27 protein-coding genes and 1 other annotated feature are annotated in these 22,327 nt (G+C 38.9%); of the genes, 26 read left to right on the top strand and 1 reads right to left on the bottom strand.

Annotation, left to right across the window (positions count from 1 at the left end; genetic code table 11):
• Positions 1-57: 57 nt before the first annotated feature.
• From JNUCC52_RS20580 to JNUCC52_RS20680, 21 genes are all read left to right on the top strand, one after another.
• Positions 58-459, top strand: coding sequence for a hypothetical protein (locus JNUCC52_RS20580; RefSeq protein ID WP_139860139.1), 402 nt, complete (start codon positions 58-60; stop codon positions 457-459).
• 141 nt (positions 460-600) lie between these two features.
• Complete coding sequence (locus tag JNUCC52_RS20585) at positions 601-1,893, top strand: bifunctional folylpolyglutamate synthase/dihydrofolate synthase (RefSeq protein WP_443136902.1); 1,293 nt, start codon at positions 601-603, stop codon at positions 1,891-1,893.
• Positions 1,890-3,149, top strand: a complete 1,260-nt coding sequence (locus JNUCC52_RS20590) for a bifunctional folylpolyglutamate synthase/dihydrofolate synthase (RefSeq protein WP_337980703.1) — start codon at positions 1,890-1,892, stop codon at positions 3,147-3,149. Before JNUCC52_RS20585 ends, JNUCC52_RS20590 begins: the two co-directional genes overlap by 4 nt.
• A gap of 310 nt (positions 3,150-3,459) precedes the next feature.
• On the top strand, positions 3,460-4,110 hold the full coding sequence (locus tag JNUCC52_RS20595) for a hypothetical protein (RefSeq protein ID WP_337980704.1): 651 nt from the start codon (positions 3,460-3,462) through the stop codon (positions 4,108-4,110).
• 98 nt (positions 4,111-4,208) lie between these two features.
• Positions 4,209-4,802 (top strand): Maf family protein, encoded by a 594-nt coding sequence (locus JNUCC52_RS20600; protein ID WP_337980705.1) that lies wholly within the window; start codon positions 4,209-4,211, stop codon positions 4,800-4,802.
• A 32-nt stretch (positions 4,803-4,834) separates the two neighbouring features.
• Positions 4,835-5,506, top strand: a complete 672-nt coding sequence (radC, locus tag JNUCC52_RS20605; RefSeq protein WP_173477662.1) for a RadC family protein — start codon at positions 4,835-4,837, stop codon at positions 5,504-5,506.
• 603 nt (positions 5,507-6,109) lie between these two features.
• A complete protein-coding gene (locus JNUCC52_RS20610; RefSeq protein ID WP_172772214.1) occupies positions 6,110-7,129 on the top strand; it encodes a rod shape-determining protein in 1,020 nt (339 codons plus the stop codon).
• 13 nt (positions 7,130-7,142) lie between these two features.
• A complete protein-coding gene (gene mreC / locus JNUCC52_RS20615; RefSeq protein ID WP_172772213.1) occupies positions 7,143-8,054 on the top strand; it encodes a rod shape-determining protein MreC in 912 nt (303 codons plus the stop codon).
• Positions 8,054-8,578: a rod shape-determining protein MreD gene (gene mreD, locus JNUCC52_RS20620; RefSeq protein WP_172772212.1), complete on the top strand. Its 525-nt coding sequence runs from the start codon at positions 8,054-8,056 to the stop codon at positions 8,576-8,578. Before mreC ends, mreD begins: the two co-directional genes overlap by 1 nt.
• Positions 8,579-8,607: 29 nt before the next feature.
• On the top strand, positions 8,608-9,276 hold the full coding sequence (gene minC / locus JNUCC52_RS20625; protein WP_172772211.1) for a septum site-determining protein MinC: 669 nt from the start codon (positions 8,608-8,610) through the stop codon (positions 9,274-9,276).
• 1 nt (position 9,277) lies between these two features.
• Positions 9,278-10,075 carry a septum site-determining protein MinD gene (gene minD / locus JNUCC52_RS20630; protein WP_172772210.1) on the top strand — a complete coding sequence of 266 codons (798 nt, stop codon included), beginning with the start codon at positions 9,278-9,280 and terminating at the stop codon, positions 10,073-10,075.
• Between the two features lie 133 nt (positions 10,076-10,208).
• Entirely contained in the window at positions 10,209-10,763 is a 555-nt protein-coding gene (locus JNUCC52_RS20635) for a M23 family metallopeptidase (RefSeq protein ID WP_172772209.1), read from the top strand.
• Entirely contained in the window at positions 10,753-11,364 is a 612-nt protein-coding gene (locus tag JNUCC52_RS20640; RefSeq protein ID WP_337980706.1) for a zinc metalloprotease, read from the top strand. Before JNUCC52_RS20635 ends, JNUCC52_RS20640 begins: the two co-directional genes overlap by 11 nt.
• Positions 11,365-11,409: 45 nt before the next feature.
• Positions 11,410-11,485 (top strand) — a sequence feature (ribosomal protein L21 leader region).
• A 14-nt stretch (positions 11,486-11,499) separates the two neighbouring features.
• Positions 11,500-11,808, top strand: a complete 309-nt coding sequence (rplU, locus tag JNUCC52_RS20645; RefSeq protein WP_010860053.1) for a 50S ribosomal protein L21 — start codon at positions 11,500-11,502, stop codon at positions 11,806-11,808.
• A 16-nt stretch (positions 11,809-11,824) separates the two neighbouring features.
• Entirely contained in the window at positions 11,825-12,181 is a 357-nt protein-coding gene (locus JNUCC52_RS20650) for a ribosomal-processing cysteine protease Prp (protein ID WP_172772207.1), read from the top strand.
• Positions 12,178-12,477 (top strand): 50S ribosomal protein L27, encoded by a 300-nt coding sequence (gene rpmA / locus JNUCC52_RS20655; protein WP_024363181.1) that lies wholly within the window; start codon positions 12,178-12,180, stop codon positions 12,475-12,477. Before JNUCC52_RS20650 ends, rpmA begins: the two co-directional genes overlap by 4 nt.
• 137 nt (positions 12,478-12,614) lie before the next feature.
• Complete coding sequence (locus tag JNUCC52_RS20660; protein WP_172772206.1) at positions 12,615-13,142, top strand: Spo0B domain-containing protein; 528 nt, start codon at positions 12,615-12,617, stop codon at positions 13,140-13,142.
• A gap of 5 nt (positions 13,143-13,147) precedes the next feature.
• Positions 13,148-14,437: a GTPase ObgE gene (gene obgE, locus JNUCC52_RS20665; protein ID WP_172772205.1), complete on the top strand. Its 1,290-nt coding sequence runs from the start codon at positions 13,148-13,150 to the stop codon at positions 14,435-14,437.
• A 24-nt stretch (positions 14,438-14,461) separates the two neighbouring features.
• Positions 14,462-14,917: an ACT domain-containing protein gene (locus JNUCC52_RS20670; RefSeq protein WP_172772204.1), complete on the top strand. Its 456-nt coding sequence runs from the start codon at positions 14,462-14,464 to the stop codon at positions 14,915-14,917.
• A 369-nt stretch (positions 14,918-15,286) separates the two neighbouring features.
• The gene (gene pheA / locus JNUCC52_RS20675; protein WP_172772203.1) at positions 15,287-16,165 is read left to right on the top strand and encodes a prephenate dehydratase; all 879 of its coding nucleotides are present in this window, start codon (positions 15,287-15,289) and stop codon (positions 16,163-16,165) included.
• A 20-nt stretch (positions 16,166-16,185) separates the two neighbouring features.
• On the top strand, positions 16,186-16,575 hold the full coding sequence (locus tag JNUCC52_RS20680) for a thiol-disulfide oxidoreductase DCC family protein (RefSeq protein ID WP_337980707.1): 390 nt from the start codon (positions 16,186-16,188) through the stop codon (positions 16,573-16,575).
• A 205-nt stretch (positions 16,576-16,780) separates the two neighbouring features.
• On the opposite strand, the gene JNUCC52_RS20685 is transcribed toward JNUCC52_RS20680, so the two are convergent.
• Complete coding sequence (locus JNUCC52_RS20685; protein WP_337980708.1) at positions 16,781-17,314, bottom strand: transcription repressor NadR; 534 nt, start codon at positions 17,312-17,314, stop codon at positions 16,781-16,783.
• Positions 17,315-17,456: 142 nt separating this feature from the next.
• Between JNUCC52_RS20685 and JNUCC52_RS20690 the strand changes: the two genes are divergently transcribed.
• The 5 genes from JNUCC52_RS20690 to queA all read left to right on the top strand — a co-directional run bounded on the left by JNUCC52_RS20690 (position 17,457) and on the right by queA (position 22,222).
• On the top strand, positions 17,457-18,533 hold the full coding sequence (locus JNUCC52_RS20690; RefSeq protein WP_172772200.1) for a LysM peptidoglycan-binding domain-containing protein: 1,077 nt from the start codon (positions 17,457-17,459) through the stop codon (positions 18,531-18,533).
• Between the two features lie 70 nt (positions 18,534-18,603).
• Positions 18,604-19,401 (top strand): phosphotransferase, encoded by a 798-nt coding sequence (locus JNUCC52_RS20695; RefSeq protein WP_172772199.1) that lies wholly within the window; start codon positions 18,604-18,606, stop codon positions 19,399-19,401.
• Positions 19,402-19,513: 112 nt separating this feature from the next.
• Positions 19,514-20,134: a Holliday junction branch migration protein RuvA gene (gene ruvA / locus JNUCC52_RS20700; protein WP_139860358.1), complete on the top strand. Its 621-nt coding sequence runs from the start codon at positions 19,514-19,516 to the stop codon at positions 20,132-20,134.
• Positions 20,135-20,152: 18 nt separating this feature from the next.
• Positions 20,153-21,157, top strand: coding sequence for a Holliday junction branch migration DNA helicase RuvB (gene ruvB, locus JNUCC52_RS20705; RefSeq protein WP_139860360.1), 1,005 nt, complete (start codon positions 20,153-20,155; stop codon positions 21,155-21,157).
• A gap of 18 nt (positions 21,158-21,175) precedes the next feature.
• Positions 21,176-22,222 carry a tRNA preQ1(34) S-adenosylmethionine ribosyltransferase-isomerase QueA gene (gene queA, locus JNUCC52_RS20710; protein ID WP_139860362.1) on the top strand — a complete coding sequence of 349 codons (1,047 nt, stop codon included), beginning with the start codon at positions 21,176-21,178 and terminating at the stop codon, positions 22,220-22,222.
• Positions 22,223-22,327 lie beyond the last annotated feature (105 nt).

Here is a 22,327-nt window from a genome sequence, read left to right on the forward strand (position 1 = left end):
CTATGGTGATTAGAATAGCTTTTTTCTTTGTTACAAAAATAATTTTGGAGGTTTTTCATGTCTGGAAATATTGGAACAATAGTAGTGAAGGTGAACAAAGCCTGTGATGATTTAGATTTTGTGAATGCAAGAGGAATAATAGAGGCAAATCTTCTAAAGCTATCGGAAGCAAAATACTATCGCCTATTAAACGCAAGCGGGCGTGTACTTATTAAACATATATTAGCAAATGGCGACGGGCAAAATGAAGTGAAACAAACATTAACACGTACTGATTTCCTAGTGATTAATAAAATTAATGAGTATTGTTCGAACTTTGATATTTCAATGTTGAAAAGAACATTAAAAAACTCATTTGAATTAGTGCAAAGATCAGATGTATTGCCACTTTTAAATAATGATGCAAAAATTATTTTAGACGATATGGGTGCGCTTTTAGGCGTCCATCAATTACATTAATTTGCTGTTTATTTGCAAAAAACTAGTTAAAAACACACAGACAATCACTCCTACAGTGCTTTTCTGTGTGTTTTTAAAATTGTGTCAGAATTGTTTGTGTGCCTGGCACGCTTTATACTAGAGTGAGAGGGAGTGTTTCTTTTGTTTACAACGATAAAAGCATGTACAGATTTTATTTTTACATTAAAAGCGGTTGATCATAAACGTGAGCCATTAGTAATGATGCGCGAAGTATTGGCTCGTTTAGGAGACCCGCAGAACAAGCTACGAACTATACATCTAGCAGGTTCCAATGGCAAAGGGTCTACTGTAAATGTATTGAGGGAGATGTTGGAGAATGCAGGTTATCGAGTAGGGGCTTTTACTTCTCCACATTTAACGCGTGTCAATGAACGGATGACGATTAACGGCATGCAAATTTCGGATGAGCAATTTTTACAATATATGAACAATATCGCTTCAATTATTGAAGCGCATTATAATGGGGACTATCCAAGCTTTTTTGAGGTCGTAACACTTATTATGTTCCAGTATTTTGCTGAAGAAGGAGTAGATTTTGCACTTATTGAAACAGGGCTTGGTGGGCGCTTAGATGCGACCAATGTAATCACACCACTTGTTTCAATTATTACGACAATTTCATTGGAGCATACAGCATTTTTAGGCGATACGTATGCGAAAGTTGCATTTGAAAAGGCAGGGATTATTAAAGAAGGAGTACCTGTTGTGGTGGGCGTTAAAAACGATGAGGCGCTTGCTGTTATTCAAAAAGTTGCACAACAACGTCAAGCCAAATGTTTTGTTTTAGGATACGATTTTCACGTCGTAGCACAAAATCAACGGGTTGGTATGCAATCCTTTAATTATCGTAACGCAAATGTTGAACTAACTGGTATTCAATTAAAAATGGCTGGAGAGCATCAAATTGCTAATGCCAGTCTTGCCATAACAGCAATGGATATTTTACGTGAGCAAGGACATATTCAACTAACAGAACAGGCTATGCTTCAGGCGCTACAAACTGCACAGTGGGCAGGCCGCTTTGAACAATTTATAAATAATATTGTGCTAGACGGTGCCCATAATTCAGAAGGAACCGCCGCATTGATTCAAACGCTTCAGACAGTTTATCCGCATCATCATTATCACTTTATTTATGCAGCGCTTTCTGATAAAGATCATGCAAATAGTATTGCATTAATGGATGCAGTGGCAACTTCTATGTCGTTTACACAAATTGGCTTGCCGAATGCCATGCCAGCTGAAAAATTAGCGATGTTATCAACACATATTAACAAACAATATGATGCGAATTGGCAGGCAATAGTCCAAGCCGTTATACAAAGCAGGGAGCCTCAGGATATTGTTGTTATTACTGGCTCACTTTATTTTATAGCGGAAGTTCGACAATGGTTGAAGGAGGAAACACGATGATTCCTCAGTTTGATCAATATAAGAAAAAATGGGCATTAGCAAGTGATGATATCATTAAGCCTGGACTAACGGCTATTGAAGAAGCTTTAGCACTAGTGGGAAATCCAGAGAGAAAACTACAAATTGTGCATCTTGCAGGTACGAACGGCAAAGGCTCTACACTGACATTTTTAGAGTCGATTGCGCAACAACATGGTTTAAAAGTAGGGAAGTTTATGTCTCCTTGCATTTTAAATGTGCATGATCAAATTCAAGTAATGAGCGAGCCAATTTCTAAATTAGAGATGGATCGCGTTTTTCAACAAATGAAAAGTGCTGGACTTAGTGGGAAGCTGACAGATTTTGAGCTACTAACAGTTGCAGCATTTTTGCACTTTGTCCATAGCGATGTAGATGTGGCATTCATTGAAGCGGGTATGGGGGGCTTACTAGATAGTACTAATGTCGTAATGCCAATTGTCTCCATTATTCCAAGTATTGCGCTTGAACATACGAAATTTTTAGGATCGACAATTGAAAGTATTGCCGAGCATAAAGCAGGGATTATTAAGCAAAATCGTCCTGTTGTTATTGGTGAGGTACCGTTAGAGGCGATGGCCATAATTAATAAAGTTGCAAAAGCAAAGCATGCTCCAATTTTAGAGCTATCAAAACAATTTACAATTGAGCAAATGGATGATGATGAGTGTTATACAAATAAAGAAAAAAACATATGTATTGCCAATCTCACTCGTAAGATGAAAGGGCCACATCAGGGTAATAATATGGCATTAGCCATTACCGCTTTTTTTGAAGTAGCTACAGCATTAGACGTTGCCATCAACGAAGAAAGCATACGCTATGGTATTAAAATGGCAAGTATTTTAGGACGTTTTGAAGAAGTAATGCCTTATATTATTTTTGACGGTGCGCATAATCCAGCAAGTGCAGAAAAATTGGTAGAGACGGTCCGTCGAGAATTTCCTGATGAGTCCATTACGTTCGTTATAGGCATATTAGGTGATAAAGATGTAAAAGAAGTTTTGCAATACTTTGAGCAAATTAGCGATCGTTTTTATTTTGTTGATTTTGATAATCCGCGAGCTATGTCCGCAAAAAATATGGTAGAACTAAGTAATGCACCCCATAAAGCGGTTTTACGTGATTACATTCAATTTATACAACAGCAATCAGAAAACCAGTGCAGAACAATTGTATCGGGCTCTTTATATTTATTAACAGAGGTTCGTAGTAGGTTACTACAATCCAACAATTAGGAACGTCAAATTATAGTTTTATAATTACAAGAAGGACTAGCAATTCGTCATCGTTCTACTGAAAACAACGTAACCTTCCGTTAGTTGAACCACATGTATTATGAAAGCGTCACAGCGTGGAAACAGGCTCTATAGCCGTGTTTAACGTGGAAAATGCACGAAATTAGGCGAGCAATCATGATGTGACGAGCTTTGAAAATTAAAGACGTTTTTTGAAAGTTTATAGCGATAAATTTTTTAGACGAGACGACAACAGTCTCGTCTTTTTTTATGTTTATTTTGATAGGTTGAAATAAGAGGTGATGAACGTATGAAAATTGTTAGTCAGGTAATCAGAAAACAAATAGTGCGCGCAATGCTAATTGGTGGCATCGTGGGGCTTTTTGGGGTAGCCATTTTTTTAGGTGTTCTTCAGGCAAGTACCCAATTTTCTTTAAAAAAGGATAGCGAGGTCGCAAAAAACGAAACGGAAGCACCAGTAGAGGGAAATTCAGAAACAATACCGACAGCAGGAGGTACTGGAACCTCGACAATGTTTTATGCGAGTCAAGCAGGTGTATTTTCTAATTATGAAAGTGCAAGTGCGTTTATAGCAGAACATCCTACACTGCAAGAAAGTGCGATTGTGGAAGTAGAGAGTAAATATTATGTATGGACAAGTATGGTGACAGAGGAAAGTGACTTAGTTTTTTTAAAGGATCCTCCAACATTTAAAAAAGTTTTCAATGTTACTGGCGATAGTTGTAAAGAGCCGACCATTGCAGAAATAACAAATGTATTAGCAGATAAAAATACGAAAAAATTAAATTTTAGTGAGGCAGCAAATGATTCCACATTGCCTTCCGATTGGCAAAGTATTGGCAAGGCAGCAACATCTATTTCTAGTGAAATAAGCATTATCCGTCTTCAAATTTTTGCGCATTACAAATCCAAAAATCCTTGTCTTCAAACGAAATTTTAAGTAAAGAATATAGCCAAAAGTACATTATCTTGATTTTTAGAAAATTTTCAAAAACCACTTTCTCCGTTATGATAGAGAGAAGGAGGAATGGTGAAAAAATGTTTGAAACGAATCATAAATTAGTGCTTGCTTCCGCATCACCACGACGTAAAGAATTGCTTGCGATGCTAGACCTTCCGTTTGAAATTGTGACAAGTGAAGTAGAAGAGACAAGCGTAACCGCAACAACAATGCAAGATTATGTAAAAGGTGTGGCACTTTTAAAAACGCGGGATGTCGCTCAAAAAGTATCAAATGCAACGATTATTGGTGCGGATACGATTGTCGTCTTTGACAATGAGCTACTGCATAAGCCAAAAACACGTGAGGAAGCCATTTCTCACTTAACACGTTTATCAGGCAAGCGTCATGCGGTCATGACTGCTGTTGCCATCATTGAACCAAATGGATTGGAAACGACATTTGTAGAAGAAACAGCTGTTGTATTCCATACTTTATCACAGGAGCTTATAGAAGCGTATGTAGCCTCTGGAGATTCTTATGATAAGGCAGGCGGTTATGGGATTCAAACAGTTGGTACCCTTTTAGTTGAGCGAATTGAAGGAGATTATAACAATGTTGTGGGCTTACCACTTGCAGCGTTGTTCGCGCAATTGGTAGCACGACGAATTATCCAATTTGCGAAGGAGTGAAGCTATTGCCAATAGATGTTATACCAGATATGATGATTCGCGACGTTCATTTAGCAGATCGACCTCGGGAAAGACTATTACGGCAAGGTGCTAAGAGCTTATCCAATCAGGAGCTACTGGCTATATTACTGAGGACAGGCACGAAGGAAGAATCTGTTCTTGTCCTTGCCAATCGTGTTTTAAGTACATTTGAACGTTTACATCAATTAAAACATGCAACAATTGAAGAAATGGTCGCCATAAAGGGTATTGGAGAGGTAAAGGCAATTCAAATATTAGCCGCAATCGAACTCGGAAGGCGCTTGTCTCAAAAGCAAAATGATGATAAATATACGGTTCGTTCTCCGCAAGACGCCGCTGCTTACCTTATGCCTGATATGACCTCTTTAAGTCAGGAACATTTTGTTGTCCTTTTTCTTGATGTGAAAAATCAAATCATTCATAAAAAGACGATTTTTATCGGGGGGTTGAATGCCTCCATTGTGCATCCGAGGGAAATCTTTCGTGAGGCTGTAAAGCGCTCTGCTGCCTCAATTATTTGTGCTCATAATCACCCAAGTGGTGTGCCGACACCGAGTCCAGAAGATATTGAGGTAACGAAAAGAATTCAGGAAGCTGGTTTTATTATTGGTATTGAGTTACTGGATCATATCATCATCGGTGACCACCAGTTTACTAGCTTAAAAGAAAAAGGTTATTTTTAGCACTGTACGCTTAAAGGCTTCCTTGCTGGAGCTTCTAGTAAATAAGCTTCAGCCTTTAGAAGGCACCCCATTACCTAGCTACTCGCCAGCGAATTAGAAAGAGGAATGATGCTTGTGCTTGCAATAGTGGGGCTAGTACGTTTTGCTACAGAACATTTTGCAAATTAAATAGCTTTGGTAACAAGCTGAGCTCTGCAAAAATTTTTGCAGAGCTTTTTAGAATACAAAAGGCGTTAATGCTCCGAAATGCGTTTTTTCTTGGTAATAAATTTTTCTAGTTTATTTTAGGGACAGTATAGTTTGAACGGTTTTTAAGCATTTTAATAAAAAATGAACCTTTTTGATTGAATGACGTTATTGTATTCGTAGAAAAATATCTATAGCATTCACAAAAATTGGTAGCCTATAATGCGTTGTCTTACATGAAAAAAAATAATATGCTAATCTATACGTACTATTTTTAGTTTAAGAGGGAATTAAAATAGTAAGTTTTCTGCAAGATGAGGTATGTGGCACTACAAATTCTTGCATTTATCCGTTATAATGAACGGTATGATTTTATGTCAACGATAGTATGGCTTAAATAGAAAGGGAGTACACAATTTGTTTGGATTAGGTAGTAAAGATGTCGGGATTGACCTTGGCACAGCGAATACATTAGTTTTTATTAAAGGGAAGGGGATCGTTTTACGCGAGCCTTCAGTAGTAGCAAAAAACACAAAAACAGGAGACATCGTTGCAGTTGGTAATGATGCGAAAAATATGATTGGCCGTACACCTGGATCAATCGTGGCGATTCGTCCGATGAAAGATGGCGTTATTGCTGATTATGATATTACAACAGCGATGATTGAATATTATTTAAAAGAAGCTTGTAAAAATTCTGGCGGAAATTGGAAAAAACCGAATGTAATGATTTGTGTGCCATACGGTATTACATCGGTAGAGCAACGTGCAGTTATCGATGCTTCTCGTCAAGCTGGTGCAAAAGAAGCCTTTACAATTGAAGAACCATTTGCAGCTGCTATTGGAGCAAACTTACCTGTTTGGGATCCAACTGGTTCTATGGTTGTTGATATCGGTGGCGGTACAACTGAAGTAGCAGTAATCTCTTTAGGTGGTATTGTGACAAGTGAATCTGTACGTATTGGCGGGGATGCTATGGATCAATCAATCATTTCATATATCCGTAAATCGTATAACTTAACAATTGGTGAACGTACTGCAGAAGCAGTTAAAATGGAAATTGGGACAGCATTCGCTGAAGGCCCAGAAGAGAAAATGGAAATTAGAGGTCGTGACCTTTTAACAGGTTTACCAAAAACAATTGAGATTTCGTCTCAGGAAATTTCAGATTCATTGCGTGAAGCGGTATCGTCAATTATTGACGGTGTACGTAAAACGTTAGAACAAACACCTCCAGAATTATCTGCAGACGTGATGGAGCGAGGTATTGTGTTAACTGGTGGTGGCGCATTGTTAACGAATTTAGACAAAGTTATTAGCCGTGAAACAAATATGCCTGTATTTATTGCAGAAGATCCATTAGACTGTGTAGCTATTGGAACAGGTAAAGCTCTAGATCATATTGATCTAATTCGTCAACAACAAGTAAAAGGGTAAGGAGGTTTAGGCAATGCCACATTTTTTTTTCAATAAGAAATTAATACTGCTATTAGTGGGCATGGTTTTTCTTGTGGCATTGATTAGCTTCTCATTACGAGATCGGACGAACGCAACTTTACCAGAGCAAATTATTAAAGATACTGTCGGCGTCGCGCAATCTATTGTTGCGAAGCCGGCGAATTACATAGCTGGTATTTTTAATAATATTGACTCCCTCTTAAACACGTACGAAGAAAACAAACGTTTAAAAGCACGCTTAGAAGATTTTGCAGCTGTACAAGCCGAAGCATTGGTATTAAAATCTGAAAATGAAAAGCTATTAGAACTTACAAAGTCAGAAAGTTTAAAGGCGTTTAATCCTATTCAAGCAACGGTTATTGCTAGAAATCCAGACCAATGGGAAGAAAAGATTATTTTAGATAAAGGTTCATCCCATGGTGTAGAAAAAAATATGGCAGTTATGACAGCGAAAGGGCTAATCGGTAAAATTACGTTAGTGACTCCTTTCACCTCTGAGGTTGAGCTTTTATATACAAATAATCCTAATTATCGTGTGTCAGCGATGGTTTTAGGAGAAAAAGAAGCATACGGTTTAATCGAGGGCTTTGATAAAGAACGAAATGAACTCATTATGAAGCGAATCGATTCTAGCTTAAATGTGAAGGAAGGCGAAAAAGTAGTTTCTTCAGGTTTAGGTGGTATTTTCCCTAAAGGTGTACCAATCGGAGAAATTACGGAAGTTAGCACAGATGATTTTGGCTTAACGAAAATGGCTTATGTAAAACCATCTGCTGATTTTTCTCTATTAGAAAATGTTGTTATCGCAAAACGATCATTAACAGTTATTGATGGTTCTGACGGAGAAGCAACGAATGAAGATTTAACAAATCCACAAAAGGTTACTGAAGAGGGGGAAAAGTAATGGTTCGGTTTCTTATTCCCTCTGTTGCAGTATTGCTATTTTTACTAGAACCAGAGTTTGCTATGCTGTCACCGATTGAAGTGGGCGGGCATGTCTATTATCTAGTACCTCGATTTCTAATTCTATACTTAATATTTATATCCATCTATTACAGCCGTCAACGAGCGGTAATGTATGGACTTTTTTTTGGTGTCTTGTATGATGTGTTTTACATTGATATTATTGGATTATACTCGGTACTATATCCGCTAATTTGTTTTTTAGCAGGGTCTATCGTGAAAATAATTCATCAGCACTTAGTTGTGACTACAACTATTTCAGTTGTTTTAGTAGCAATTTTAGAATTCGTACTTTATCAATTCTTCTATCTAATCGCTTTTACAACGATACCGTTAACGGATTTCTTACAATCACGACTACTGCCAACAATCATTGCGAATACGTTATTTTTAATGATTCTTGGTTGGGCCTTCAAGTATCTAATTAATGCGCGTGTCTTACAGAGAGCACGTGAAGTTTCTTAATATCAAGAGCAACGTGAGGTGAGGCATTCATGAAAAAACAATTAGTTAATATGAAGGGAACAAAGGATGGTTTTGTTCTTCGTTTAGACGATCAATGTTCGTATGCCGATTTAGTAGAAGAGCTAAAGCGAAAAGTTTCAGAAGGCGGTATCGATGGTAAAGTAGATGTACAATTACATTTAGGCTATCGATACTGTTCAGATGAACAAGTAAAAGAGTTAGTGAAAATTGTTCAAGAATCAGAACAATTAGTAGTAGCAAAAGTGCAAAGTGAAGTACTGACTGTCCATGAGAGCAACAAGAAAATGATAGAAAGCCAACAAGATACATATGTAGGAGTGGTCAGATCGGGACAAGTTCTACGTGCCTCAGGGGATATAGTAATTGTGGGGAATGTGAATCCGAATGGACGGGTAGAAGCTGGTGGTAATGTATACGTCCTTGGCAGACTAAAGGGAATTGTACATGCAGGTGTACATGGAAATAGGGAAGCAATCATTGCTGCCTCTCGTTTAGAAGCCACACATATTATGATTGCTGATCAGGTTGAAGCAATGTCAGATGAACATGTAAAAGCTATCAATCAAGCAGACATGGCTTGTGCATTTATCGGCTATGATGGGCGTATTGCGTACGATCAAATTCATGCGTTAAAAAATATTCGACCATTATTAAATGTGTCTAAGGGAGGAAGCTAGTGTGGGAGAAGCGATCGTCATAACTTCAGGTAAGGGCGGTGTCGGTAAAACGACAACAACGGCTAACCTCGGGACTGCATTGGCTCTACAAGGGAAAAAAGTATGTTTAGTAGATACAGATATTGGCTTGAGAAATTTAGATGTGATTCTAGGTCTCGAAAACCGTATTATTTATGATTTAGTTGATGTTGTTGAAGGACGTTGCAAAATCCATCAAGCATTGATTAAAGATAAACGTGTAGATGATAAACTATTTTTATTACCTGCTGCTCAAACGACAGATAAAAATGCTGTCACACCTGAGCAAATGGAGAGCTTAGTAGAGGAATTAAAGAGAGACTATGATTATGTTTTAATAGATTGCCCTGCTGGTATTGAGCAAGGTTATCGCAATGCGGTAGCAGGTGCAGACCATGCAATCGTTGTAACAACACCAGAAATTTCTGCTGTACGGGATGCAGACCGAATTATTGGACTGCTTGAACAAGAAGAAATTACAGCTCCTAAACTTATTATTAATCGTATTCGTCAGCATATGATGAAAAACGGCGATACACTGGACGTCAATGAAATTACAACACATTTGTCCATTGATTTATTAGGCATTATTGTTGATAGTGAAGGTGTTATCTCATCCTCAAATAAAGGTGAGCCAGTCGTTATGGATCCAACGAATAAGGCATCTTTAGGTTACCGTAATATTGCCCGTCGCATATTAGGTGAATCTGTGCCATTAATGGCCATTGAGGACGAGCATCGTGGAATGTTCTCAAAACTTAAAGCATTATTTTCAAGATAATCAAAACCTTTTCGTGCACATGCGCGGAAAGGTTTTTTTATTGCTAGTAAATTGTGTGAGAATTGTATGAGTGACTGGCACATGCATGAATGGACATGCTGCCTCATATAGTGTGAAAAAAGAGGATGAGAGCTTGTTTAAAAAATGGAAATGGATTGTCATGATATTACTTGTGGCTGCAATTATGCTTATGATTCGCTTAGAAGATCAAGGCGTAATGGAAACACCTGTGCGAAAGCTTGTAACGACATCAGCAGATTTAACATATTTAAGTGAGCTCGGAAAAAGTCTGCTGAAAAAAGAGGAAGAAACGATAATGGTTTCCAGTGATATAGGGCAAACTGAACTATTAACGTTTTCAAATGCGCAAGTTTTTAAAGAGGGGTTTTTATTACAATATGATGTGGGCCTCCCTGTATATGCGGGCCAAAGTGGGCTCGTTGTTTTTACAGGTCATACAAAATATACTGGTAAAACGATGACAGTTAGCTATGAGGATGGTACAACTGTCTCTTATGGGATGCTTGATAGTTTAGCACAGTTACCATATACAACAATACAGGCCAACGACTTGATCGGTATGAAGCAGACTGGACAACTCTATATTTCGATTGAGAAAGATAAAAAGCATTTAAATTTAGAAGAAATTGTGCAGTGGCTTGAAACGACGGAGAACGATGAAGGTTAAATTGCATTTACTTTGTATCCCTCTGATTCTGTTAATGATTTTCAGTGGCCAGATCGCTTATTATGCAATTATTTTAACTTCTTTGCTATGGCATGAAGCGGGCCATATATTGGCTGCGGTGCTTTGTGGCGTGAAAATAAAATCATGTGTGATCGCACCCTATGGAGGGGAAATAGAATTTGAAAATCCAGCAGCTGTGCAGGCATCTTCACTACTTTGGATTGCACTAGGAGGTCCAATCGCCACAATACTGGGGATTGGTCTTGCTTTTTCTATGCCAGATTTAATTGCCATTCGACTTGTCAATGTGCAGCTAGTATTACTAGTAATTAATTTAATACCCATCATTCCGTTAGATGGTGGAAGGATACTTTTGGCCTGTTTATTTTTATTTTATCCAAGTGTGAGAGTTTTTGAATATTATTATTCGCTTTCTCTTATTTTTGCCTCTATACTATTCATAGTAACTTTAGGAAATTTACCACAATCCATTTTTTTAGCTGTTCTGTGCCTATTTATATGGTTGCAAGTACTAAAAGAATGGAACTATCGAAAGTACCGTTTAGCATTTGAGAAATATGTAATGAACAGGTTGACTTGATAGAATCCATGTGGTAGTATTTTAATGTTATTGTTTGTAGCACCCGTGCTACTACAACCGCTCTGGGAAGGTTTAAGCATCTTTGGATCACCTTCATAAACAGGCGAGTCTGAGTCTAAGAGGAGGTGCAGTAAAATGTACGCAATTATTGAAACTGGTGGTAAACAAATCAAAGTAGAAGCTGGTCAAGAAATCTATGTTGAGAAATTAGGCGTAGAAGCTGACGAGGTTGTAACTTTCGATAAAGTTCTATTCGTAGGTGGCGAAAACGTTAAAGTTGGAGCTCCATTCGTAGAAGGCGCTACAGTAACAGCTAAAGCTGTGAAAGAAGGCCGTCAAAAGAAAATCGTTGTTTTCAAATTGAAAGCTAAAAAGAACTACCGTCGTAAACAAGGTCACCGTCAACCTTATACAAAATTAGTTGTTGAATCAATCAATGCTTAATTGTGAGGTGTAACATTTGATAAAAGTTACGATACATCATGATGAAAACAGACATGTGTCTGCATTTGAATTTTCAGGACATGCTGAGTACGACGAATCTGGAAAAGATTTAGTATGTGCAGGTGCATCTACCATTGCCATCGGTACGGTGAATGCGATTTATGCATTACTACAATTGCAACCAGAAGTTGAACAAGCAGCTGAAGGTGGAGGTTATCTTAAGGTAAATTTACCGACAGATTTAGAGCCTGAAATTGATACAAAACTACAATTAATTGTCCAAGTAATGACTGCTCAAGTGTATTCTATGGTGCAAAATTACGGACAATATATCCAAATCAACTACAACCAAGTAGGAGGTGGAACAGAATGAAATTGTTATTAGCATTAGACCTTCAACTTTTCGCATCGAAAAAAGGGGTAGGTTCTACAAAAAACGGACGTGACTCTGAGTCTAAACGTCTTGGCGCTAAACGTGCTGATGGCCAATTTGTAACTGGTGGTTCTATTCTTTACCGTCAACGCGGTACAAAAATTTACCCAGGTACAAACGTAGGTCGTGGTGGCGATGATACACTATTTGCTAAAGTTGATGGCGTTGTTAAATTCGAACGCTTAGGTCGCGATCGCAAACAAGTATCTGTATACCCAGCTACACAAGAAGCTTAATTTTAATAAAGTAGACATAAAGCGGAGGACTGCATTTATTGCAGTCCTTTTTTTGGCTAAATTTCAATGAAGAATTAAGGGAAAAATACATCAAAACTTGTTATACTAGTTAAGATAACTTTATTGGAGTGAATGGGATGAACAATCAATCACTAACCATTAGTGAGGTATTACGTTTTGCAAATCATGATTATGTGAATCAACTTCAACTTATTCGCATGAATTTAGATTTAGGTAGAATTGATGAATCAAAAGAACTTATTCAACATTATTCGGAACAGCTACGAGTATTGTCTATCATGAATCGTCTACAATTACCACAAACAATGGAGTGGCTACAAACAGCAGGATGGCGTTATCCATCTTTACCGCTGGAGCTTAATGGTGAGATCAAAAAACCAGTCACTAATAATATTGACAAGGATGTTGTAGAGTATTTAAACAAAACAGTTATGCATGTTTATGATACATTAGATCCATTTACGGAGCAGAGCTTAGCGCTTGATGTACGTGTTGACGATCATACATTTGTTTTGGCGTTTACGCTAAATGGACTGTGGAGTGCAGACGCATTCACCGAAAAAGGTTTGAAACAATTCGACATTCAAACAATTGTGCAGACAAATACGTGCTGGCAATATGTGTTGAGTGCAAATAGGGAGTGAAATAAATGTTTGTCGATCACGTAAAGATATATGTTAAAGGTGGCGATGGCGGCGATGGAATGGTAGCCTTTCGCCGTGAAAAATATGTACCAAATGGTGGGCCAGCTGGTGGAGATGGCGGTCACGGAGGTAACGTAGTATTTGAAGTAGAAGAAGGCTTACGTACGTTAATGGATTTCCGTTATAAACGTCACTTCAAAGCAGAACGTGGTGAACACGGGATGAGTAAAGGGATGCACGGAAAACGCGCTGAAGATTTAATTGTTAAGGTGCCACCAGGTACAGTTGTGATGAATGAGGAAACAGGAGAAGTCATCGCAGATTTAGTTGAGCATGGCCAACAAGCGATTATCGCGAAATCAGGTCGTGGTGGACGCGGAAATTCTCGCTTTGCAACACCTGCCAATCCTGCGCCTGAGCTTTCTGAAAAAGGCGAGCCAGGACAAGAATTAAATGTTATATTAGAGTTAAAAGTATTAGCAGATGTTGGTTTAGTTGGTTTCCCAAGTGTAGGTAAATCCACACTATTATCAGTTGTTTCTGCAGCAAAACCAAAGATTGGCGCTTATCATTTTACGACAATCGTGCCGAATTTAGGAATGATTGAAACAGATGATCACCGAAGCTTTGCAATGGCAGATTTACCAGGGCTAATTGAAGGCGCGCATGAAGGCGTAGGGTTAGGACACCAATTTTTACGTCATATCGAACGTACACGTGTCATTGTGCATGTTATCGATATGTCAGGTATGGAAGGCCGTGACCCGTACGAAGATTATTTAACAATTAACGAGGAGTTAAAGCAATATAATTTGCGTTTAACAGAGCGTCCTCAAATTATTGTAGCAAATAAAATGGATATGCCAGAAGCAGAAGAGAACTTAGTGGAATTCCGCAAAAAAGTTGGAGAAGATGTGCAAATCTTCCCAATCTCAGCAGTTTCACGCCAAGGCTTAAAAGAATTATTATTTGCTATAGCAGATTTACTTGAAGTAACGCCTGAGTTCCCACTATTTGAAGAAGTAGAGGAACAATCAGATGCAACAGTAATGTACAAGCATCAATCGCAAGGCGAAGATTTCGAGATTACTCGTGATGATGACGGTGCATTTATCATTAGTGGCTACTCGATTGAACGTCTATTTAAAATGACAGACTTTAGTCGTGAAGATGGTATTCGACGTTTCGCACGCCAATTGCGCGGTATGGGTGTGGATGAGGCATTGCGTGAGCGTGGTGCTCAAAATGGTGATACCGTTCGTCTACAAGAGTTCGAATTCGAATTTATAGATTAAGACAGGAGTTTTAGGGGGAAGCGTATGAAGAATGTTGCGAATCAGCGATATTATTTAGTTCGTGAAGATGTATTAACGGATGCTATGCAAAAAACATTGGAGGCAAAGCAATTACTTTCAAGTGGTTCGGTATCCTCCATCTGGGATGCGGTAAAGCAAGTGGATTTATCGCGCAGTGCGTTTTACAAATATCGTGATGCTGTATTTCCTTTTCACTCAATTGTACAGGAGCGCATTTTAACCGTCTTTTTACAGCTTCAAGATCGAAAAGGAACGTTAGCCAAATTGTTAGAAACTGTGACCAATTCACATTGTAATGTACTGACAATCCATCAAACTATACCAATTCAAGGACGTGCGAATGTAACATTGTCATTAGATGTGACGAGTATGACTTCTGAACTTGATGACTTAATACAGCAGCTAAAACGTTTAGATTTTGTTGAATCTGCAGAGGTAATAAGTTCTGGTGCATTGTAAGGGGCTATTAAAAAAGGCCCCTTTGCCTTTTATTAGTTAATGCTGGTAGATGTTGATACAAAATTTCGCTCCCTTTCCGCATGCGATGAGCAAGCCTCTCTGAAGCTGAAAAATAGCTTCTGTGAGGTTTCGCTAAAGTCGCGATCCTGCAGAAATACTGCGAAATTTTTTAAAATACCCGAGCATAGTGTATAAAACTGCATTAAGCTATAAGCAATAGTGTTGAACCTGCTAGCAAAAGCAGTATCTACTATCACAATTACTCATTTTAGAGGGAGGCTGTATTACATAGCCTTTTCTTTTTATAAAGAGTTTTCCAAACATTATAAATGTTTCATATACTAAGAGTTAAAGAAGGAGGTCATTTCGATGACAGAGCGACAGTGGGAGAAACGAATTGCATATTTAGGACCTGAAGCATCATTTACATACTTAGCGACAAAATCTATCTTCCCAACTGATTTGCTTGTCCCGTGTACAACGATACCTGAATGTATTGAGGCAGTAGCAGAGGGCAAGGTTGATTTAGCGGTTGTACCATTAGAAAATGCTTTAGAAGGCTCAGTACCATTGACGCTCGATTATTTATTCCATGAGGCAACGCTTTATGTAACAGGTGAGCTACAATTGAAAATTCAACAACATTTAATGGTTAATAAGGCGCAAAAGAATAATTGGGAATCCATCAAAGGGGTATATTCACATCCGCATGCTTTAGCGCAATGTCATAAATATTTATTTTATCGCTTTAGTGATGTGCCGTTACATCAAACAACATCAACAGCTGCTGCAGCTAAATTTGTATCAGAAAATCCTGATGATTGCATTGCAGCAGTAGGTAATGCAGCCGCTGCTGCAAAATACGGACTAGAAATCGTGCAAGATAATATTCATGATTTTCATTTTAATCATACTCGTTTCTTTGTGTTATCTAAGCAAAATAAACGATTACCCCAGGAATTATCAGATGGGCAAGCTAAAACAACCTTTATGATTACGTTACCGACAGATCGATCAGGGGCATTACACCAAGTTCTTTCCGTTTTTGCGTGGCGACAATTGAATTTAAGTAAAATTGAATCACGCCCATTAAAAACAGGTCTTGGTGATTATTTCTTTATGATTGATGTTTTAGCTGATGAAAAAGAACCAATGATGCGAGGTGCTATGGAGGAGCTAGCGGCACTTGGCTGCAAAGTGAAATCGCTTGGTACATACTTTACGTATTTAACATCAGACGAAGGCTAAAAGATTTAGGGGGTGCGAAAATGGGTGGTATTATATTGTTCGATGGTATTTGTAATTTCTGTAATAGCAGTGTGCAATTTATTATTAAACGCGATCAAGCTGCTTTTTTCAAGTTTGCCTCCATTCAAAGTGAAGTTGGGCAAGCACTACTTGCACAATACAACGTCCCTGCAAATATAGATAGTGTAATTTACATTGAACAAGGTACTATTTATTTTGAATCAACAGCAGCACTTAAAATTTGTCGCCGTTTAGATGGCTTATGGCCAGCGTGCTACGCGTTTATTGTGATACCTCAATGTATAAGAAATACGGCATATAAATTATTTGCCAAAAACCGTTATCATCTTTTCGGTCAAAAGGAAGCATGCCTATTACCAACACCTTCACAACGACAACGTTTTCTTTAAATATGGTGTCAGGCACTCAAACAATTTTGAAAATTTTATTACTGTCCAAGTAAAAATCCACGGAAGCCAGTCGGGACCACACGATGTAAGACGCAACAAGCCACGCATATCATAAGCGAGGGTTGCGGCTTACATCGTGCTCGCCGAATGCTAAGTGGATTTTTATGTTATAGAAAGTGATATATACCCTATCCATCATCATTGTTTATTGATCTGAGACAAGGTATCCCTTCTTTTGCAAGGATTGCTCAATTAAATCTAAAATATCAACAGAAGGTGCTGTAATAACATGAAGATGAGTGCCACCTGTAAGCGCAGATAAATAGTTTGCCTGAGTGTCATTTACACGTTGTACGAATTTTTCAACTTCATGACGATTCGAGACCATAATCGAAGCGGTAAGCTCTCCGTAAATCGGATGCTCTACAATGACATTTTTAACCGTTCCACCACAATCTACAATTGTTAACAATTCGTCTTTGGCATCTTCGGGTGTGTGGAAACATGGGATTGTCCGTTCAACAGTTTGACTGAGCTGCTCTTGGTGCATATAAATATAACCTTGGCTTGTTGCAATAATAGGTTCATTTCTAGCCTTTAATAATGTCATATCATTTACGATGACTTGTCTAGAAACATTTGCAAATTTAGCGAAGTCTGTCCCAGTTATCGGTGTGTTGCTTTTTTTTAACAGTTCTAAAAGTTGCAGTCGGCGTTCCTCGCCTAACATTTTTTTCATAAAAGATCACCTCTGCCATGTAATAAAGGAATAGTTATTCCTTAAGCATTAGTGTACCATGAAGCATTTCCACCATGCGTAATTTTTTGTATCCAAATGAAACATTGAACATATGATACGTAGAGAGGAAGGGAGGAAAAAATTGCGTATTCATATTGTTCAAAAGGGAGATACATTGTGGAAGATTGCGAAAGAGTACGGTATTTCGTTTGAGGATTTAAAACGACTCAATGCTCATCTTGCCAACCCTGATTATATTGTTCCGGGCATGGAAATTATTTTGCCTGAAAAAATAAACATGGAACCACATAAAGGAACACATAAGGAAACACAAAAAGAAACACATAAGGAAACACAAATGCATAAAGAGATGCCAACTCAAACAAAGCCTAAGGAAAGTGTTAAAAAAGAGGTGCAAAGACCGATGCCAGTGCCACCACCTATTGTTATTCAACCACCAGCACCGATGCCTATGCCAGAACCACAGATGATTCCAATACCGTTTCCAATGCCAATGCCGATGCCACAACAACAGCAACCGATGTGGGTGCCTCAGCCAGTAGAACTTAGCTGGAATCAACAATTAGTAATGCCGCAAGTGCAACAACCAGCACCCCCACCACCACCAGTAGCACAACCAGCACCGCCGCCACCACCACCGCCAGCACCAGCACCAGCACCACCGCCAGTTCATATGGTACCACATATGCCAATGGTACCTCATTGTTCTAGCTGCCATCAGCCAATGCATCATCAAATGTGGTGGCATATGCCAATGCATCCACAAATAGATGCATATGCAATGCCACAGCAACAAATGCCATATGCTATGCCGCAACAGCCAATGCCAACATATGTAGAAGGTGCGAATTTCTTAGAATCGAGCTCATCACCATTCTTTAATGAGCCACAAATGCAGCCTCAATTTGAGCAGATGCCAATGATGCCGATGGGTCAAACTTGTGGTTGTGGCGCACAACACGGAATGGGTCAAACTTGCGGATGTGGCGCACAGCACGGAATGGGTCAAACTTGCGGATGCGGTGCACAACATGGAATGGGCCAATCCTGTGGATGTGGTTCACAACCAGTAATGATGCCGAATTGGCAATATGACCATGGTCACTGCCCACCGCCATGCCCGCCACCATGTCCTTCAACTGGACCATGGGTTTCACCGAACTTTTTCCCAGGCGGGATGACGCCTTATCGATGGTAAAAAAGCGTACATTGTTGAGGAAGTAAAGCCGAATATTTGGAAGTATAAATATCGATCCAATCATTATTTTGTGAAACGAGCAAAGCAGTTAGAAATAGCAGATAAGGTGAGGGTCATTCATCGCCAACTTGGGCGAATAGAGCCCTCCCTCGTCCTGCCTTTAGTAAAAAGTGATGATGAGCAACTTATCGTTCAAATGTGGCAAGAGGGAAGCCACAGTGCGAATTTCGCACATAAAAAAGATAGAGAACAATCTTTAAAGCTATTAAATACGTTACATGATACAAATCAAAAAATTGCGTGGCAACGAGTGCCAGGTCTGTATACCTTCTCACAGCTATTAAAATGGCAAATGCGTCATATCCGTTTTAAAAGTAGACGAAATGAATTCAGAACATTTTTAACGAGAGAAGAAGTGGATCAAATCATTCATTTTAGTGAAAAGGCTTTGCAGTTAATGGAACAAGAAAATGTGCCAGAAAAAGATCTTACGTTGCTACATGGTGATGTTGTACATCATAATTTCTTATGGTGTTCAGATGGAGAATTACGTTTAATCGATTTTGATCTTGCTCATCTTGGTGAAGCCGATGATGAATATATATTATGGCTGCATCGTGTATTGCCAGCAGTAGATTATAATATTGATAGTATTTTAAACGAATTACCAGACCTCCAACGATTAGATATGAGAAAGTTACATCGTTTAAAGTTTCCAAATGAGTTATTGAGAGAGTGGCTTTTTGCTGTAGATTTGCCATTAGAACAACAGCTAGTATTTTTAGATTATTTAATACCGTTTACGAAGCGAGCCCTAACATACTGGCCAAAACTGTGGTACGATATTGATAGAGTGATGAAGAAATGACCGTCCCCGAGGCGGTCATTTTTGCATGTGAACGGTACTATCGCCATTTATATAGTCGAGCATTCGTTCGCTATATGCTATAATCGAAGACGATGAATGTGAGGGATTTTACATGTATGATTATTTAAAAGGACAAGTAGTGCGTATTACGCCTGAGTATATTGTGCTTGAGCAACAAGGGATTGGCTGGCAGTTGAATACACCTAATCCATTTGCATTTCGTGCGTCCGCTGTCGAACAACAAATTTATGTACATCTACATGTTCGAGAAGATGCACAAATGCTATATGGCTTTCCGAATTTAGATCAACGAGAGCTGTTCCGTAAATTAATTTTAGTATCAGGCATTGGACCAAAAGGTGCGCTTGCGATTTTAGCGACTGGCAACCCACAACAAGTCATCAGTGCCATCGAACGAGAAGACGAAGCATTTTTAGTGAAATTTCCTGGTGTGGGCAAAAAGACAGCACGCCAAATGATTCTAGATTTAAAAGGCAAACTTGGTTCATTAATGGACTCAATTGAGTTGCCTAGCACTGAGGATGAATTACCGTTATTTGGCGTTAATCCGTATAAGCATGAACTCGAAGAAGCCATTCTAGCATTAATGGCGCTTGGCTATTCGGAAAAAGAACTTGATAAAATCCGACCGCTTCTTGAAGATAATGACAAGCTGGAAACAACAGATGCCTATATGAAACAGGCATTACAGCTTCTACTAAAGTTAAAATAATGAAAGGGGGGCACGTACATGTCAGAGCGCATGATAGCAAGTGAAGCAGGCAGTTATGATGAACAATTTGAATTATCTTTAAGACCGCAACGATTAGCTCAATATATTGGGCAGCATAAGGTTAAAGAGAACTTACAAATTTTCATTGAAGCGGCGAAGCTTCGGCAGGAAAGTTTGGATCATGTACTATTATATGGTCCTCCTGGATTGGGAAAGACGACATTAGCCGCGATTATTGCAAATGAAATGAATGTTAATGTTCGTATGACGAGTGGTCCTGCCATTGAACGTCCAGGAGATTTAGCCGCGATTTTAAGCTCACTGGAACCAGGAGATGTTTTATTTATTGATGAAATTCATCGTCTTCCTCGTGCCATTGAAGAGGTACTATATCCTGCAATGGAGGACTTTTGTTTAGACATCGTTGTTGGAAAAGGCCCTGAAGCACGTTCTGTCCGTCTAGATTTGCCACCCTTTACACTTGTGGGAGCAACTACAAGAGCGGGGGCGTTGTCAGCGCCACTCCGAGATCGATTCGGTGTCTTGCTTCGTCTTGAATTTTACGATGATATATCACTAGCTGAAATTGTAGTTAGGAGCGCACATTTATTTGACGTCAATATAGAACAAATAGCCGCAGGTGAAATGGCAAGGCGCTCTCGTGGTACACCTCGTATCGCAAACCGTTTACTTAAACGAGTGCGAGATTATGCACAAGTGCTTGGAGATGGTATGATAACGGAGGACCTTGCCAAGCAAGCGCTAGAACTTTTACAGGTTGACCCTAGAGGGCTTGACCATATTGACCATAAACTTGTGACCAATATGATTGAGCGCTTCCGTGGTGGCCCAGTAGGCTTAGATACACTTGCTGCCTCCATAGGTGAAGAACGAGTGACGATAGAAGATGTGTACGAGCCTTATTTAATGCAAATAGGCTTTATTCAACGTACACCGCGTGGACGTGTTGCAACGCATCTTGCTTACGAACATTTTGGATATGATTATCCACAACAATCATAAAAGAAGGAAGTTTTTTTAATGCGTGTAGAAGATTTTGATTTTGAATTACCAGAGGAGCTCATCGCACAAACGCCACTTGTCGATCGTACGGCAAGTCGTTTAATGGTCGTGACACCAGGTTCAGAAAAAGTTGAGCATCAGCATTTTGCTCATATATTAGAAGAGCTTCATGCTGGAGACTGTCTTGTTTTAAATGATACAAGAGTATTACCAGCACGTTTAATGGGTGTGAAAGAGGAAACTGGCGCACATATCGAAGTATTGCTATTAAAGCAAACAGCAGGTACTGATGAATGGGAAACACTTGTAAAGCCAGCAAAGCGTGTTAAAGTGGGGACAGTTGTAACATTTGGAGACGGTTTACTAACGGCTACTTGTACAGCTGAACTAGATCATGGTGGCCGCATGTTTGTATTTAAATACGACGGTATTTTTTATGAAATTTTAGAGCAACTTGGAGAAATGCCATTGCCTCCTTATATTCGCGAAAAACTAGATGACAGTGAACGTTATCAAACTGTATATGCGAAAGAGCGTGGCTCGGCAGCAGCCCCAACAGCAGGTCTTCATTTTACGCAGGAACTATTAGAACAAGTTCGTGCAAAAGGTGTGGAAATTGTTTTTATAACGCTACATGTTGGTCTTGGCACATTCCGTCCAGTGAGTGTGGACTCTATAGAAAATCATGAAATGCATGCTGAATTTTATAGTGTAACAGAAGAAGCAGCTGCTACAATCAACCGAGTGAAAGCAAATGGTGGTAATGTGATAGCTGTTGGTACGACATCTACTCGTACGCTCGAAACAATCGGCTCTAAGTATGGAGAAGTACGTGCAGAGCAAGGTTGGACATCTATCTTTATTTATCCAGGCTATAAATTTACGGTAGTAGATGGGTTAATTACAAACTTCCATTTACCGAAATCGACATTAGTAATGCTCGTTAGTACACTTGCGACAAAGGATACGATTTTAAGCGCATATAATCAAGCGGTAGAAGAAAAATATCGCTTCTTTAGCTTTGGAGACGCAATGTTTATACGTCCGAGTACAATTCGTAAATAATGTTTTATAAACATTTAGGCAGTTGAATGTTAACATGGATTCTTCTATGAGAAGAATCAAAAAATCGGAGTACTGTTTTTACTTTAGATAAGAGAGGATTTATTA

This window comes from Lysinibacillus sp. JNUCC-52, from assembly GCF_015999545.1.
GTDB lineage: Bacteria > Bacillota > Bacilli > Bacillales_A > Planococcaceae > Lysinibacillus.